At 73.9% G+C, this 14,887-nt stretch carries 14 protein-coding genes; 7 read left to right on the forward strand and 7 right to left on the reverse strand.

The window, feature by feature from the left end; translation table 11 throughout:
- Positions 1 to 57: 57 nt before the first annotated feature.
- Together ACFY5B_RS13625 and ACFY5B_RS13630 are read right to left on the reverse strand one after the other, a co-directional pair.
- Positions 58 to 1,584: a hypothetical protein gene (locus tag ACFY5B_RS13625; protein ID WP_104778857.1), complete on the reverse strand. Its 1,527-nt coding sequence runs from the start codon at positions 1,582 to 1,584 to the stop codon at positions 58 to 60.
- A gap of 81 nt (positions 1,585 to 1,665) precedes the next feature.
- Positions 1,666 to 2,361 carry a GntR family transcriptional regulator gene (locus ACFY5B_RS13630; RefSeq protein WP_389968563.1) on the reverse strand — a complete coding sequence of 232 codons (696 nt, stop codon included), beginning with the start codon at positions 2,359 to 2,361 and terminating at the stop codon, positions 1,666 to 1,668.
- Between the two features lie 171 nt (positions 2,362 to 2,532).
- On the opposite strand from ACFY5B_RS13630, the gene ACFY5B_RS13635 reads away from it, so the two are divergent.
- The 5 genes from ACFY5B_RS13635 to ACFY5B_RS13655 are packed head-to-tail and all read left to right on the forward strand — an operon-like array spanning position 2,533 to position 6,914.
- Positions 2,533 to 3,834, forward strand: coding sequence for an MFS transporter (locus ACFY5B_RS13635; RefSeq protein ID WP_389968565.1), 1,302 nt, complete (start codon positions 2,533 to 2,535; stop codon positions 3,832 to 3,834).
- Positions 3,831 to 4,658: a putative hydro-lyase gene (locus ACFY5B_RS13640; RefSeq protein WP_389968567.1), complete on the forward strand. Its 828-nt coding sequence runs from the start codon at positions 3,831 to 3,833 to the stop codon at positions 4,656 to 4,658. The genes ACFY5B_RS13635 and ACFY5B_RS13640 overlap by 4 nt, the downstream gene beginning before the upstream one ends.
- A 17-nt stretch (positions 4,659 to 4,675) precedes the next feature.
- Positions 4,676 to 5,434 carry a LamB/YcsF family protein gene (locus tag ACFY5B_RS13645; protein ID WP_389968569.1) on the forward strand — a complete coding sequence of 253 codons (759 nt, stop codon included), beginning with the start codon at positions 4,676 to 4,678 and terminating at the stop codon, positions 5,432 to 5,434.
- Positions 5,431 to 6,048, forward strand: coding sequence for an allophanate hydrolase subunit 1 (locus tag ACFY5B_RS13650; protein ID WP_389968571.1), 618 nt, complete (start codon positions 5,431 to 5,433; stop codon positions 6,046 to 6,048). The genes ACFY5B_RS13645 and ACFY5B_RS13650 overlap by 4 nt, the downstream gene beginning before the upstream one ends.
- A complete protein-coding gene (locus ACFY5B_RS13655; protein ID WP_389968573.1) occupies positions 6,045 to 6,914 on the forward strand; it encodes a biotin-dependent carboxyltransferase family protein in 870 nt (289 codons plus the stop codon). Before ACFY5B_RS13650 ends, ACFY5B_RS13655 begins: the two co-directional genes overlap by 4 nt.
- Before the next feature lie 103 nt (positions 6,915 to 7,017).
- Here the strand turns inward: ACFY5B_RS13655 and ACFY5B_RS13660 are convergent, their stop codons facing one another.
- The 5 genes from ACFY5B_RS13660 to ACFY5B_RS13680 form a co-directional block, all read right to left on the reverse strand.
- Entirely contained in the window at positions 7,018 to 7,884 is an 867-nt protein-coding gene (locus tag ACFY5B_RS13660; RefSeq protein WP_389968575.1) for an SGNH/GDSL hydrolase family protein, read from the reverse strand.
- A complete protein-coding gene (locus ACFY5B_RS13665) occupies positions 7,881 to 9,074 on the reverse strand; it encodes a glycosyltransferase (RefSeq protein ID WP_389968577.1) in 1,194 nt (397 codons plus the stop codon). The genes ACFY5B_RS13660 and ACFY5B_RS13665 overlap by 4 nt, the downstream gene beginning before the upstream one ends.
- Positions 9,071 to 10,198 (reverse strand): glycosyltransferase family 4 protein, encoded by a 1,128-nt coding sequence (locus ACFY5B_RS13670; RefSeq protein ID WP_389968579.1) that lies wholly within the window; start codon positions 10,196 to 10,198, stop codon positions 9,071 to 9,073. The genes ACFY5B_RS13665 and ACFY5B_RS13670 overlap by 4 nt, the downstream gene beginning before the upstream one ends.
- Before the next feature lie 206 nt (positions 10,199 to 10,404).
- The gene (locus ACFY5B_RS13675; protein WP_389968581.1) at positions 10,405 to 11,823 is read right to left on the reverse strand and encodes a HEAT repeat domain-containing protein; all 1,419 of its coding nucleotides are present in this window, start codon (positions 11,821 to 11,823) and stop codon (positions 10,405 to 10,407) included.
- A 300-nt stretch (positions 11,824 to 12,123) separates the two neighbouring features.
- Positions 12,124 to 12,516, reverse strand: coding sequence for an ankyrin repeat domain-containing protein (locus ACFY5B_RS13680; protein ID WP_389968583.1), 393 nt, complete (start codon positions 12,514 to 12,516; stop codon positions 12,124 to 12,126).
- A 297-nt stretch (positions 12,517 to 12,813) separates the two neighbouring features.
- Between ACFY5B_RS13680 and ACFY5B_RS13685 the strand changes: the two genes are divergently transcribed.
- Together ACFY5B_RS13685 and ACFY5B_RS13690 are read left to right on the forward strand one after the other, a co-directional pair.
- A complete protein-coding gene (locus tag ACFY5B_RS13685) occupies positions 12,814 to 13,008 on the forward strand; it encodes a hypothetical protein (RefSeq protein WP_030843336.1) in 195 nt (64 codons plus the stop codon).
- Between the two features lie 66 nt (positions 13,009 to 13,074).
- Positions 13,075 to 14,865 (forward strand): hypothetical protein, encoded by a 1,791-nt coding sequence (locus ACFY5B_RS13690; protein WP_389968585.1) that lies wholly within the window; start codon positions 13,075 to 13,077, stop codon positions 14,863 to 14,865.
- Positions 14,866 to 14,887 lie beyond the last annotated feature (22 nt).

Consider the following 14,887-nt stretch of genomic DNA (forward strand, 5'->3'; position numbering starts at 1 on the left):
CGCGGGGAACTGCGCGACCGGCCACGACGGCGCCGCGGCCGGCCACCGGGGGAAGCGTCACGCGGCCTCCGTCCGGTCCGCCGCCATCCCCGCCGCGTCCAGCAGCGCGGTGCCGACGATCAGGTCCGCCCCCCCGAACTCCGGGTCGTCGAGCTCGGTTCCGTCGTCCACGGCGAACAGCAGCTTCTGCTCGCCCTGGCGATAGGCCGTGCCGACCGGCGGGCTGGCGGCGTGCACCGCCAGCAGGGCCACCAGGTAGGGCAGCTCGGGATCCTGCCGCCGGGCCTCGGCGAGCAGCCCCGACAACCGGCGCGGCGCGTCCGCGGGCAGGTCGAGCAGCTCCTGCGCCGCCGCCAGCTGTTCCTCGCTGAACCGGCTGTCGTCCGGCGTGGCGATCAGGTCCGGCTCGGGCATCTCCGCACCCAGGTGCTCGCGCTCCACCGGCGGCGTCAGCAGTATGTCGACCAGGTCCCCGACCCGGACGGACACGGGCGTGCGCAGCCCGGTACCGCGGCCGAAGAAGGCGTCGGTGACGCGGACGGCCTGCTCCAGCGGCAGCGGCAGCACGGGCGAGACGAGATGCCCGTAGAGGTCGATGCCCGACGTCGTCAGGGGTGTGGCGAAGGCCTGCCGGTCCTGTTCGGCACGGAACAGCGGTCCGGCCTCCAGCAGCCGGGACTGGAGCTGTGTGTGGCGGCGGATGCAGTCCTTGACGATGTCGACGAGCTCGGCGGTGCGGCGCTTGTGCTCGGGGTCCTCGGACTCGTCACGGGCCTTGCGGATGTTGGTGAGGATCGCGTTCTCGTGGCGGTAGCGGTCGGCGACGTGCTCCAGGGCCTCGGCGATCATGTCGGGCACCGCGGAGAGCCAGTCCACCGCGCGCACGTTGCGCCGGGTCGCGTCGAGGGCGCGGCGCAGGGTCTCGGAGTACTGCACGGTCCGGTAGCGGGCCTGTTCGGCGGCGAGCTGGGCGTCGGCGAGCCGGCCGCGGCTGATCAGGATCTCCAGCTTGACCTCGGCGGCGATCTGCGCGCTGGTGACGTCCGTGTCGAGGGCGCCGACCAGGACGTTGACCGCCTCGTCCGTCGTGCGGAGGTAGACCGTGCCGCCGGGGCCGGGGACCTCCTCGATCAGCTTGAAGTCGTAGTCGCGGCGCACATAGGTGCCGTCCGCACCGAACGTGCCGTACACGGCCCGGAATCCACGGTCGACGCTGCCGACGTTGATCAGGTTCTCCAGGACCCAGCGGGCCACCCGCTCGTGCTCGGCGGCGGGGCGCTGTGCGGCCTGGGCGGCGATGCGCGGGATGAGGCGGGCGACGATCTGGTCGTGGTCCGCGCCCGTGTCGAAGTCCATGTTCAGGGTGACCAGGTCGATGGCCGCGAGGGCGACCTCCGCCATGCCGTACACCGAGTACTCGCCGGCCAGGTTGGCCTTGCGCGCGTCCAGGTCGTGCAGCGGCGCGGTGCAGGCGAGCGCGCGCAGGCGCCGCGCCAGGCCCTCGTCGGCGGCCGGCCCCGGGGCGGGGCGCGGCCCCGCGCTGAGCTGGGGCGGAACGCTGTCCGTCGATGCAGGCGAAGTCACGGTGCACAGACTAGGTCCTGGGTCTGACAACCACCCAAACGACGCGGTACGCCCTCCGGGCCGGGCAGCCGCGGGCGGCCCTCAGCCGTCCTCCCCGACCCGCCGCCGGTACACCTCGACCACGCGCTCCAGCGAGTCGTCCAGGTATCCCGCGAGCAGAGTCTCGGCCTTCTCGCGGTCCCCGCCCTGAAGAGCCTCGAGAATAGCGACATTTCGTGCGATGTAAGGCTCGTGCAACCGCTGCGGCTCGTCCACCACGTGGAAGGCCAGCCGCAGTTCGGCGAAGACGCTCCGCATCAGCTCGGCGGTGCGCTCGCTCGCGGCGAGGGCGACCAGTTCCCGGTGGAAGTGGATGTTGGCCGTACCCACTGCCTTCCAGTCACCTTCCCGGGCCGCCGCCCGTCCCTCCGCGACCGCCCCGGCGAGCCCGTCCAGGCCGTAGGGCGGCTCGCCGAGGCCACGGACGACGGCGCACTCGACGAGCCTCCGGGTGCGGTAGATGTCCTCGACGTCCTCGACGGTCAGGACCCGGACGAAGACCCCCCGGTTCAGCTCGTGGACGAGCAGGCGCTCGTGCGTGAGCAGCCGGAACGCCTCGCGCAGGGTGTTGCGGGAGACGCCGAGCGCGCCGCCGATGCTGTCCTCCGACAGGCGGGTGCCGGGCGGGAAGTACCCCTCGGCGATCCGGCTCCTGAGGATGTCCGAGACCCGTTCCGCGGTGCTGGTGCGCCCCAGGAGGGCCCGGTCGTCGGCGAGGTCCTTCAGCTGCTCTGCCATGCCGGAATTCAATCGCAGATCCCAAGAAGAACCAACATGGGTATTGAGGGATCGTTGAACAATCCTCTACGGTGCTACGCACAGCGTCGCTTCCCTCATCGCGGCGCCGATCGCCTCCGTACGGCACGGCTCACCCCGAAGCACCCTCCGTCCTCCCTCTGCGAGGTGCCCATGAGCTCGACCCCTCCACCGCAGGCCCTGACCGACGACACAAGCCCCGCGACGACCGAACGCACCTCGGACGACGCGGCGTTCGGCTGGCTGCGCGCCCTGGGCCCGCGGGGCCGCCGGGCGTTCGCCGGTGCCTTCGGCGGCTATGCGCTGGACTCGTACGACTACTTCACGCTGCCGCTCAGCATGGTCGCGCTGTCCGCCTACTTCGGCCTGAACAGCGGCCAGACCGGTCTCTTCACCACGGTCACCCTGGTGGTCTCCGCGGTCGGCGGCGCCCTCGCGGGCGTGCTCGCGGACCGCGTCGGCCGGGTGAAGGCGCTGATGGTCACGGTGATCACCTACGCGGTGTTCACCGTCGCCTGCGGCTTCGCGCCCAACTACGAGACGCTGCTGGTCTTCCGCGCGCTCCAGGGCCTCGGATTCGGCGGCGAGTGGGCGGTCGGCGCGATCCTGGTCGCCGAGTACGCGAGCGCCAAGCACCGGGGCCGGACGCTCGGCGCGATCCAGAGCTCCTGGGCGGTGGGCTGGGGCATGGCCGTGATCGCCTACACCGTCATCTTCTCGCTGGCCGGCGACGACCTCGCCTGGCGCATCATGTTCTGGACCGGGGCGCTGCCCGCGCTGCTCGTCATCTGGCTGCGGCGCAGTGTGCACGACGCCCCCGAGGCGGCCGCGGCGCGTGAACAGAGCGCGGAGAAGGGATCGTTCACTGCCATCTTCAAGCCCGGCCTGCTGCGGGTCACGATCTTCGCCGGACTGCTGTCGACCGGTGTCCAGGGCGGCTACTACACGCTGGCCACCTGGGTGCCGACGTATCTGAAGTCCGAGCGCGACCTGTCGGTCGTCGGCACCGGCGGCTATCTGACGTTCCTCATCTCGGGCGCCTTCATCGGCTATCTGACCGGCGGCTACCTCACCGACAAGCTGGGCCGGCGGCGCAACATCTGGCTCTTCGCCCTGCTCTCGGCGCTCTGCATCCTGGCGTACGCGAACATCCCGAGCGGCGCCAACACCCTGCTCCTGGTGCTCGGTTTCCCGCTCGGGTTCTGCATGTCGGCGATCTTCAGCGGCTTCGGCTCCTATCTGAGCGAGCTGTACCCGACGGCGGTGCGCGGGACGGGGCAGGGCTTCACGTACAACACCGGCCGCGCGGTGGGTGCCGTGTTCCCGACGACGGTCGGGTTCCTGGCCGACAGCTGGGGCGTCGGCGGCGCGCTGGTCTTCGGCGCGATCGGCTACGGCATCGCGGCGCTGGCGCTGCTCGGGCTGCCCGAGACGCGCGGGAAGGAGCTCGCATGAACAGCACGAGCACCGAGGACCGGCCCCTGCTCCTCGTGGACGAGCACGCGCGCGCGTGGAGTCCCGCAGCGGCCCGGGCCCGCTTCCGGGAGGGCCTCACGGGCCCCACGGCGGGGGTCGCGGCAGGCCACACCCAGGTCAACCTGATCTCGGTGCCCGCCGACTGGGCCTACGACATGCTGCTGTTCTGCCAGCGCAACCCCAAGCCCTGCCCGGTTCTCGACGTCACGGACGCCGGCTCCTGGACGACCGTGCTGGCCGATGGCGCGGACCTGCGCACCGACCTGCCGCGCTACCGGGTGTGGCGGGACGGCGAGCTGGTGGACGAACCGACGGACGTGCGCGCGTACTGGCGTGACGACCTCGTGTCGTTCCTCATCGGGTGCAGCTTCACCTTCGAGTGGGCGCTGGGAGAGGCCGGCGTGCCGATCCGCCACGTCGAGCAGGGCCGCAACGTCCCGATGTACGTGACGAGCCGGCGGTGCCGTCCGGCGGGGCGGCTGCACGGGCCGCTGGTGGTGTCGATGCGGCCGGTGCCGCCCCGGCAGCTGGCGGCGGCGATCCGGGAGAGCAGTCTCATGCCGGCGGTGCACGGCAGCCCCGTGCACTGCGGCGATCCCTCCGGGCTCGGCATCGCCGACCTGGGCCGCCCCGACTTCGGGGACCCGGTGGACGCCGAGCCGGACGACATCCCGGTCTTCTGGGCCTGCGGGGTGACCCCGCAGGCGGCCATGACGGCTTCGCGGCCGCCGTTCGCCCTCACACACGCCCCGGGGCAGATGTTCCTCACCGACGCCCGCGACGAGCAGTACCGCGTGGCCTGACAGGAGACACTGGATTCATGGCCTGCATCGACCTGAACGCCGACCTCGGTGAGGGCTTCGGCCGCTGGCGGCTCACCGACGACGAGCGGCTGCTGTCCGTCGTCACCAGCGCCAACGTGGCCTGCGGCTTCCACGCCGGGGACGCCGTCACCATGCGCCGGGTGTGCGAGCTGGCGGCCGAGCGCGGGGTGCGGATCGGCGCCCAGGTGTCCTACCGGGACCTGGCCGGATTCGGGCGGCGCGCGATGGACGTGCCGCCCGCCGAACTGGCGGCCGAGGTCGCCTACCAGATCGGCGCCCTGGAGGTCTTCGCCCGGGCGGCCGGTTCCCGCGTCTCCTACGTCAAACCGCACGGCGCGCTGTACAACCGGGTGGTGCGCGACGAGGAACAGGCCGCCGCGGTCATCGACGGCGTCCTCCTCGCGGACGCCGCCCTGCCCGTCCTCGGACTGCCCGGCTCACGCCTGCTGGAGCTGGCCGGGAAGTCCGGGCTGCCGGTCGTCACCGAGGCGTTCGCGGACCGGGCGTACACCGACGAGGGCACCCTGGTGCCGCGGACCCTGGAAGGCGCCGTGATCACCGAGCCGGACGCCGTGGTGGAACGCTCACTGGGCCTGGCCCTCTCCGGCGGGGTCGTCTCCCGCGCGGGCAGGCGCGTCGAGGTGAGCGCGCGGTCCCTGTGCCTGCACGGCGACACCCCGGGCGCGGTGGAGCTGGCGCGCCGGGTGCGGGAACGGCTGGAGGCCTCGGGCGTCCGGGTGGAGGCCTTCGCATGAAAGTCCTGCCGGTCGGCGACGACGCCCTGCTCGTCGAGGTGTCCTCGGGCGAGGAGGCCGAGGCGCTGCACGCCGAGTTGCTGCGACGACGCGCGGAGGGCTCGCTCTCGGCCCGCGAGATCGTGCCCGCGGCCCGTACGGTCCTGCTGGACGGTCTCGACGCCCCCGCACGGCTGGCCGCCGAACTTACGGCCGCCGAGCTGCCGCCCGCTCCCCCGCGGGGCCACGCGGCCGTCGAGATCCCGGTGCGTTACGACGGCCCGGACCTGGCCGACGTCGCCGCGCACTGGGGCGTCGCGGTGCCGGAGGTGGCCCGTATCCACGCGGCCACCGAGTTCCGGGTCGCCTTCTGCGGCTTCGCACCCGGCTTCGGCTACCTCACCGGGCTGCCACCGCGCTACGACGTCCCGCGCCGGGCCACTCCGCGCACGGCCGTCCCGGCCGGGTCGGTCGCCCTGGCGGGCCCGTACACGGGCGTGTACCCGCGCTCGTCGCCGGGCGGCTGGCAGCTCATCGGCACCACGGACGCCGTGCTGTGGGACCACGCGCGCGTGCCGGCCGCGCTGCTGTCGCCGGGCACGCGCGTGCGGTTCGTCCCCGAGGCGGGGTCATGACGGACCGCGCACTCGCCGTCGTCCGGGCCGGGGCCCTCACCACCGTGCAGGACGGGGGCCGCCCCGGGCACGCCCATCTCGGCGTCCCCCGCTCCGGGGCGCTGGACCGGCCGGCGGCCGACCTGGCCAACCGGCTCGTCGGCAATGCGCCGGAGACGGCCGTGCTGGAGACGACCCTCGACGGCTGTGCCGTACGCCCCCGTTCGCCCGTCACCGTGGCGGTCACGGGCGCGCCCTGCCGGGTCACGGTGGACGGACGGCCCGTCGCCTGGGGCGCGCCGGTGCGCGTGCCCGCCGGGGCGCTGCTGGACGTCGGCCCCGCCGTGTCGGGCCTTCGCGCCTACGTTGGGGTCTCCGGGGGCATCCCGGTCGAGCCGGTGCTCGGCAGCCGGTCGACGGACCTGCTGTCGGGGCTCGGCCCGCCCCCGCTCGCGGACGGGACGGTGCTGCCCCTGGGCCGGCCGGGGGGCGTTCACGCGCGCGTGGACGTCGTCCCGCAGCCGGCGCCCCCGGCCGAGCTGGTGCTGCGGGTGACGCTCGGCCCGCGCGACGGCTGGTTCACGCCGCAGGCCGTCCGTGCCTTCGTCTCCAGCGCCTTCAGGGTGTCCTCCGCGAGCAACCGCATCGGGCTGCGCACGGAGGGACCCGCCCTGGAGCGGGCCCGGCCGGGCGAGCTGCCCAGCGAGGGGATGGTGCTGGGCGCCGTGCAGGTCCCGCCGGACGGCAGACCGGTGGTGTTCCTGGCCGACCATCCGACCACCGGGGGCTACCCGGTGATCGCCGTGGTCCGCACGGCTGACCTCCCGGCCGCCGCCCAGGCGGTTCCCGGCACGCCGGTCCGCTTCGTCGCCGTACGCCGCCGCTGAACCGCCCGGACCCGGCACAGCTGAAGTGGCCCTACGCGCCGCTGAACCACCCGGACCGGTCACGCTGGAGTGGCCCTACGCCGCCGCTGAACCGCCCGGACCGTCACGGCCGACCGGCCGGGGCCGCCGACAGGCCCGCGAGTGCGGCGGACACCGCGGCCGAGGCCCTCAGGTCGAGCCGGGCGCTCGTGCCCCGGGCCCGGTGCCGGAGTTCGTCGGCGGCCAGGGTCAGCAGCTGGGGCAGCAGGTCGGTGCACCGGCGGGCCACCCAGCCGGTGCCGGCCGTGGCCAGCCACCACAGGCTCGCCGACCTGGTCGGATGGGGGAACTCGGGCTCGGCCGAGGGCGCGGGCCCCGTCGCGAGGCCGTGCTCGGCGAGCAGCGTGTGGAAGCGCAGGGCGAGTTGCCGGTGCCCGCGTTCACCGGGGTGCAGCCGGTCCGCGCTCCACAGGGCACGGTCGGTGACCCAGTCGCCTTCGCACGCGTGCAGGTGCAGCGCCTCGTACCGCTGGGACAGGGCGTGCACCACCGTGTTCACGGCCCGTTGCCGCCGGGCCAGCGGGTGGGCGAGAGCCGAGGGCAGGCCCAGCATGGTGCCCGGGTCGGGCAGGCAGGCGGTGAGCAGGACCGCGCCCTGCTCGCGGCAGGCCGCGTACACCCGGTCGAGCCGCGCGGCCACGGCCCCGATGTCGAAGGTGCAGCGCAGGGTGTCGTTGACGCCGACGACGACGGACACCAGGTCGGGCCGCAGCTCCAGCGCGGCCGGCAACTGCCGCTCCAGGACGTCCCGCGTCTGTGACCCGCTCACCGCGAGGTTGATGAACCCGGCCCGCTCCCCGGCGAGCCCGTCCGCGAGCAGCGCGGCCCAGCCACGCCACTCCCCGTCACCGACGGGATCCCCCACGCCCTCGGTGAGCGAGTCGCCGAGGGCCACGAACTTCCGGGGGCCCCCGGGCCGCGGGGGTCTCATGCCACGCCCCGGGGCGCGAACGGCCGGGTGGGACGCACCGGGACGGCCGCGTCGTGCGCGGCGAGAAACGCGTCGACCGCCGCGTCCCACCCGAAGCACTCCGCACGCGCGCGTGCCGCCTCGCGGCGGTCCGCCTCCAGGCGTTCCAGCAGCAGGTCCACGGCGTCCGCGAAGGCCTCCCCGTGGTCCGCCGCGACGGCACCGGCGGAACCGATCACCTCCGACAGGGCGGACGAGGCACTCGCCACCACGGGCGTACCGCAGGCCATGGCCTCCAGGGCGGCGAGCCCGAAGGTCTCGGCGGGCCCCGGTGCCAGCGCCACGTCGGCGGACGCCTGGAGCGCGCCGAGCAGCCGGCGGTCGGAGACGTGCCCGAGGAAGGCGACCGGCAGGCCGCTCTCGCGCGCCCGCTGTTCGAGCCGCGTGCGCAGCGGGCCGTCCCCGGCCACCACCAGCACGGCCCGGCGCCCGCGCCGCCGCAGCGCCCGCAGGGCGTCCAGCGCCGTGCCGGGCCGCTTCTCCACGGACAGCCGCGAACACATCACGAGCAGCGTCTCGTCCTCGCTCGCGTGCCGGGCCCGTGTCTCCGGATCACGCAGCGCCGGGTGCCGCTGCACCAGGTCGACGCCGAGCGGTGCCCGGACGACGTTGCGGGCCCCGATCCGCACGAACTCCCGCTCGGCGAACTCGGTGGTGCACACCACGCGCGCGTAGGTGTGGGCCGTGCGGACGTTGAGAGCGTCGGCGGCGCGCCGGGCGGCTCCCTCGGGCAGGCCCCAGGTGCGCAGTACCCCGTCGGCCGTCTCGTGGGAGACCATCACGGCAGGGACCCTGGCGCGCCGCGCCCACCTGCCGGTCCACCTCAGGGTCGTGCGGTCGGACACCTCCAGCCGGTCCGGTGCGAGCTCCTCCAGGAGCCGGGCCACCCGGCGCTTGTCGGCGAGGACGCGGTAGCCGCCGGTGCCGGGCAGGAGCGGCCCGGGCAGGGTGATCACCCTGCCCTGCTCGGTCTCGCGGTCGCTCATCCGCTCGCCGGGGATCACGAGGACGGGTTCGTGCCCCGCCGCCTTGAAGCCCTTGCCGAGTTCGCGCAGCGCGGTGCGCAGCCCGCCGGACGAGGGGGCGACGAAGTTGGCGAGCCGGACGATCCGCAGCGCCTGGCGGCCGCTGCCGGGACGGAAGTCGCTCATGCCGCCACCGCCGTCCGGCGTCCGGCGAGGACCTGCGTGTAGTGCCCGATCAGCCGGTCGCCCACGGCCGCCCAGGTGCGGCCCTCGACGGTGGCGCGCCCGGCGGCGCCGTAGCCGGCCCGCAGCCCGGCGTCGGCGGCCAGGGACCGCACCGCGTCGCGTACGGCGGCAGCGTCGTGGGGCGGCACGAGCAGCCCGGTGCGCCCGTGCGCGACGAGGTCGAGCGGACCGCCCGCCGCGGGCGCCACCACGGGCAGGCCGCTGGCCATGGCCTCCTGGACCGTCTGGCAGAAGGTCTCGAAGGGGCCCGTGTGCGCGAAGACGTCGAACGAGGCGAAGACCCGGGCGAGGTCGTCACCGGTGCGCCGGCCGAGGAAGACGGCGCCGGGCAGCGCCTGCTCCAGGCCGGGCCGGCTGGGGCCGTCGCCGACGATCACGACCCGGACGCCCTCCAGGCCGCAGGCACCGGCGAGGAGTTCGACCTGCTTCTCGGGGGCGAGTCTGCCGACATAGCCGACGATCAGCTCACCGTTCGGGGCGAGTGCGCGGCGCAGGGCAGCGTCGCGCCGGCCGGGCCGGAACCGCTCGGTGTCCACACCGCGCGGCCACAACCGGACCCGGGGCACCCCGTGGGTCTCCAGGTCACGCAGGGCCGCGCTGGACGGCGCGAGGGTGAGGTCGGCGGCGCCGTGCACGGCGCGGATGCGCCGCCAGGCGGCGGCTTCCCCGGCGCCCATGTACGTACGGGCGTAACCGGCCAGGTCGGTCTGGTAGACGGCGACGGCGGGGATGCCGAGGCGCGCGGCGGCGGCCATGCCACGCACGCCGAGGACGAAGGGGCTGGCGAGGTGGACCACATCGGCACGGTGCTCGACGAGGGTGGCGGCCAGGCGGCGGCTGGGGAGGGCGACGCGGACCTGGGGGTAGCCGGGGAGCGGGAGGGAGGGGACGTGGACGACGGGGCACGGCGCGGAGGCGTCGGGCTTGTTCCCCGGTGCGGGGGCCGGGGCGACGACGACGGGGGCGTGACCGCGATCGACGAGGTGCCGGGCGGTCTGGAGCGCGCAGTGGGCCACGCCGTTCACATCGGGGGGAAAGGATTCGGTCACGATGACGACACGCATACCGGTGTTGTCGCCGCACCGGACGTGGGCGCGTCAACGTGGATCTTTCCGGACGAGGAACGTCCCATGAGCGTTCTGAGGCGCACCCGCGCAGGTCAGGCGGCGTCCATGCCCTCCTGATCCGCGGGACACCCCCTGTTCACCCGGGAGGCGCGAATCCGCCCTGGCATCCCGTCGGGGAGGGGGCCTCAGCGATCACCCCAGGGTCACACGGCGGTCTCCTCGGGACCGATCCTGCTGCGTACGGCCGTCTGCACCTCGGCCTCCTCGGCCGGGTCGGAGGCGAGCCGGCGCAGTCGCTCGACGACGCGGGTGTCTCCGGTCTCGGCGTGCCGGGCGGCGATCTCCCGGGTGGTCTCCTCGCAGTCCCACAGGCACTCGACGGCGAAGCCGGTGGCGAAGGAGGGGTCGGTGGCGGCGAGGGCCCGGGCGGCCCGGCCACGCAGATGGGAGGAGGCCGTCTCGCGGTAGACATGACGCAGTACGGGTGCGGCGCAGGCGATGCCCAGCCGTCCGGTGCCGTCCACGAGGGTCCACAGGGTCGGCGCGTCGGGGCCTTCACCCCGGACGGCCTCGCGTAGCGCCGCGAGGACCAGATCGCGGTCCTGGGCCCCGCCCCGGCAGGCGAGGATCCGCCCGGCGGCGGCGCCCAGCACGTCCGGGCGCCGGGCCCAGCCGCGCGCCCGGTCCACGGCGGCCAGCGAGCGCATCCGCTCGAAGGCGTCCACGGCCGCGTCGACGACGAGCGTCGAGCCGGTGGCCACGGCGCCCTCGATCAGCTCGAGGGCCTCGGGGTCGTTGCCGTCGGCGAGGTACCGCAGAGCCGTGCACCGCGCTCCGTCGGTGCCGTCCTTCGCCGCCTGAACGATCTCGGCCCGGTCCTCGGGCCCGGCCACGGCGGTGAGACAGCGGGCGGCCGGCACATGGAGGGCGGCTCCTCGCTCGATGCCCTGCTGGGCCCATTCGAAGACGGCCTGCACGCTCCAGCCCGGGCGGGGGCCGGAGGGGCGCATCTGCCGCTGCCAGCGGTCGAAACAGCCCGTCTCGTGAGCGGCACGCACACGGGTGGCGACGGATTCGCGCGGATCCTCGGCCCACAGCCGCCAGGGCCGGGGTTCGAAGGCGTCCCGCACGGTGGCGGCCAGCTCGGCATCGCCCTCCGCATCGGCCGGGAACCGGGCGAGGACGGGAGCGGCGAGGGCGCGCAGGCCCGCGTCGTCGTCCCTGAGGGCCAGCTCGTCGAGGGCCCAGGCCCAGTTGGAGCCGTGGGCGGCGTACCTGCGCAGCAGTTCGAGCGCGTCCCGCCTGCCGTAGGAGGCGAGGTGCCCGAGGACGGCCAGGGCGAGCCCGGTACGTGACTCGTCGCTGTCGAGGACGTCCTCGGCGCCGAAGAGATGGGCCTCGACCTCGTCCAGCTCGCCGTTCAGGTCGAGGTAGAGGCGGGCGTAGTAGAGGGAGCGGTTCTCCACCTGCCAGTCGTGGCGGGGATCGCGCAGCACACAGTGGTTCAACGCCGCCAGCGCCTCGGGGCGCGGGGCGGTGAGCGCGTGCAGCGTGCCGTCGCCGCGGCCCCGCTGGAGCAGGCCGAGCAGCGTACCGCTGGGCGCTATGACCGGATCGAACATGGGAAACAGCCTCACATCAAGCGTCGACGCAACCGGGGACGTGTACTACCTGGCCGCGTGACAACACGTCGGAGCGCCCGCCGTTTCCTGCTTGCTGTAGACCATCTGCCTCTGCCTCTCGTCGGTGGCCCTTGCGGACCGCGTCACGGCCCGCGCGGTGCGGCAAAACCTGCCCAACCATCACGTCCGTGAACCACGTCGTCATGATGACTCGGCACTTCCGTCTGCCGCGACCGAAATTTCGGCGGCCCTTTACCGCCTCCCCCGTTTTCGTTGTCGTTCCAGGTCAGAACGGTCGGCTCAGTGCTCGCCGAACAGTTCGAGCAATTCCGTCCGGCCGAACATCCGGGCGGTGTCGACCGCCGAGGGCGTGCCGGCGGACGGGTCGGCTCCGCCCTCCAGGAGGGCCTTGATCACGTCCGTTTCGCCCTTGAAGACGGCACCGGCGAGCGGGGTCTGGCCTCGGTCGTTCACGCGGTCGACCTCGGCGCCACGGTCGAGCAGGGCGCGCACCGCCTCGGAGTGGCCGTGGTAGGCGGCGAGCATCACGAGCGAGTCGCCGCGGTCATTGGTGAGGTTGGCCGGAACACCCGCGTCTACATAGGCCACGAGCGGCTCGGTCTGTCCCCGCCGGGCCAGATCGAAGACCTTGGTCGCCAGCTCCACGACCTCGGGGTCGGGGACTTCGGTCATCGGGCGGACCGCCTCTCCATCACGCATCGCCTCCGGTGCGTACGCCTGCGAGGGCGCAGCCGTACGAGTGAATCGCCAGGGTACTGGCTGGCACCGCACATGACCCGATGTGCTCGAGGTAAAGATCAGCACAGACCCGGACAAGCGCAACAATCCGGCCGCGCCGGACCCGGGACCACTCCACCGCGCAGGGGAAATCGTACGAATTTCACCCAGTTGCACCTTTTATCGTATGGATACAAGCTGTGAGCCTGGAAGTACTCATGGTGACTGTCCCCGCGAACCAGGAGATCTCAAATGATCCTCTCCATCTCAGGCGTGGTCCTGCTCGGCATCGTCGTCTTCATCTTCTTCCGCAAGGACGGGCTGAAGGCGTCGCATGCGGTGGTCGCCATGCTGTTCGGCTTCTACCTGGCGAGCACCGCCATCGCCCCGAGCATCAAGGCAGGCGGCGAGAGCCTGGCGAGCCTCCTCGGCGGAATCAAGTTCTGACGCCCCCACCCCCGTACGCACCCCGCCCGTGCGCACCCCGCCCGTACGCACTCTCTGGAGGCAGAAGTGGCCCGGCGCCCCCTCCCCCGCATTCTGAGCAACGGCAGCGCGCAGCTCGCCCGTAGCCGGGAGCTGGCCCGGACGGCCGCCGACAGTGCCACCGACGTCCTCCACCCGCTGATCACGATCACGCGGGGTCTGCGCCGGCTGGCAGCGGCCGGGCGACGCAGATGGGCCGAGACCCCCAAGGAGCGACGGGGGGCGCTGCTGTTCCTGGTGGCCTCCGTCATCCTGGTCGTGGCGCTGGTGCCGTACGGACCGCTGCTCGCCGCCATCACCCTGATGGCGGCGGCGGCCTGGCAGGGCAGGGAGCGCTCCACGGCGGCGTCGGACGGGCCCGACGAGTCGCAGACCCAGCGGCTGAGGGCGCTGTACGAGGCGCTCGTGCCGTACTTCTCCGCCGCCGAGGACCCCGAGCCGCTGTACTCCCACGGCGGCGCGTGGGACAAGGCCTTCCCCACCTACGCCTTCGACGGCGGCGGCCGGATCTCGCAGCTGGTGGTCCGCTACCCGGCGTACTTCACCGACGGCGAGCCCGAGGCCCGCGCCCGGATCGAGCACCTCCTCGCGGCCAAGTCGGGCCGGGGCCGCGAATACCACTTCACGTGGGACGAGGAGGGCAACCAGTTGACGGTCGGCGTGCTCCTGCCGCTGCCCGTCGACATCGCCGCCCAGCGTTTCGTCACCACCCCGGGCGAGACGGTCCTGGGTTTCACCGACCCCACCCGGGTCCAGCGCACGCTCCCCGTCACCTACGGGGAGCGACAGCGGGACGTACCGCCGGTCGTCTGGCGCACGGGCCTGCGCTCCACCGAGCCGCACCTGCTCGCTCTCGGCCAGCCGGGCAGCGGCACCTCCACCCTGCTGCGGTCCATCGCCCTGCAGGCCCTGCGCCACGGCGACGTGGTGATCGTCGACGGCGGCGGCACCGGCGAGTACGCCTGCCTGACCGGCCGGGACGGCGTCCTGGCCGTCGAGGCGGGGCTCGCCGGGGTCACGGCCGGTCTGGAGTGGGCCGCGACCGAGACCGAGCGCCGCCTCATCGCCGCCAACCGCGCCCACCAGGCGGGCGATCCGCCGCCCGACGACACCAAGCGCCCGCTGTGGATCCTCCTGGACCGGCCGACGGCTTTCACCCACCTGGCCGCTGCCGACGGCCGCAAGGACCCGCAGTCCCTCCTCCAGGTCCCCCTCCGGCACGGCCGCCCGGCGAACGTGACGGTGGTCGTGGCCGACCAGCTGGACTGCGTGGACGCCCTGAGCGATCCGGTACGCCGGCACACCCGCGCCCGTGTGGTCCTGGGTCCGGCCACGGCGGACCAGCTCGAGTCGGTCCTGGGCACGCCCCCGCACACCACGTTGATCGACGAGCTCCCGCCGGGCCGCGGATACGCCCGCCTGGGCACGGGCCCGGTTCACCGCCTCCAGGTCCCGGCCACGCCGAACCCCTACGACGACGCCACGCCCGATGCCCTCTGCGAGGCGGTCCTGGCCCTCCTGCCGCCGCGCACGGCCCCGGCGGACGGGGAGACGATCCCGGAGCAGGACCCGTCGGAAGGAGCGCCGGAACCGGTGCCGACGGAGGGAGAACCGGAGCCGGCGCCGGCGGAAGCACAGTCGCAGGAGGCGGGGCAGGCCCCGGCGAAGGAGCCCCTGGACCCGGTACCGGTCCCCACCAAGGAACCCCTGCCGGACCCGGTACCGGTCCTGACCAAGGAACCCCTGCCGGCCCCGGTACCGGTCCTGACCAAGGAACCCCTGCCGGCCCCGGTACCGGTCCTGACCAGGGAGACGTAGCCGCGGACTGCGTGCCGCTGGG

The sequence above is a fragment of the Streptomyces sp. NPDC013187 genome (genome assembly GCF_042899705.1).
In the GTDB taxonomy this organism is placed as follows: Bacteria; Actinomycetota; Actinomycetes; order Streptomycetales; family Streptomycetaceae; genus Streptomyces; species Streptomyces hawaiiensis_A.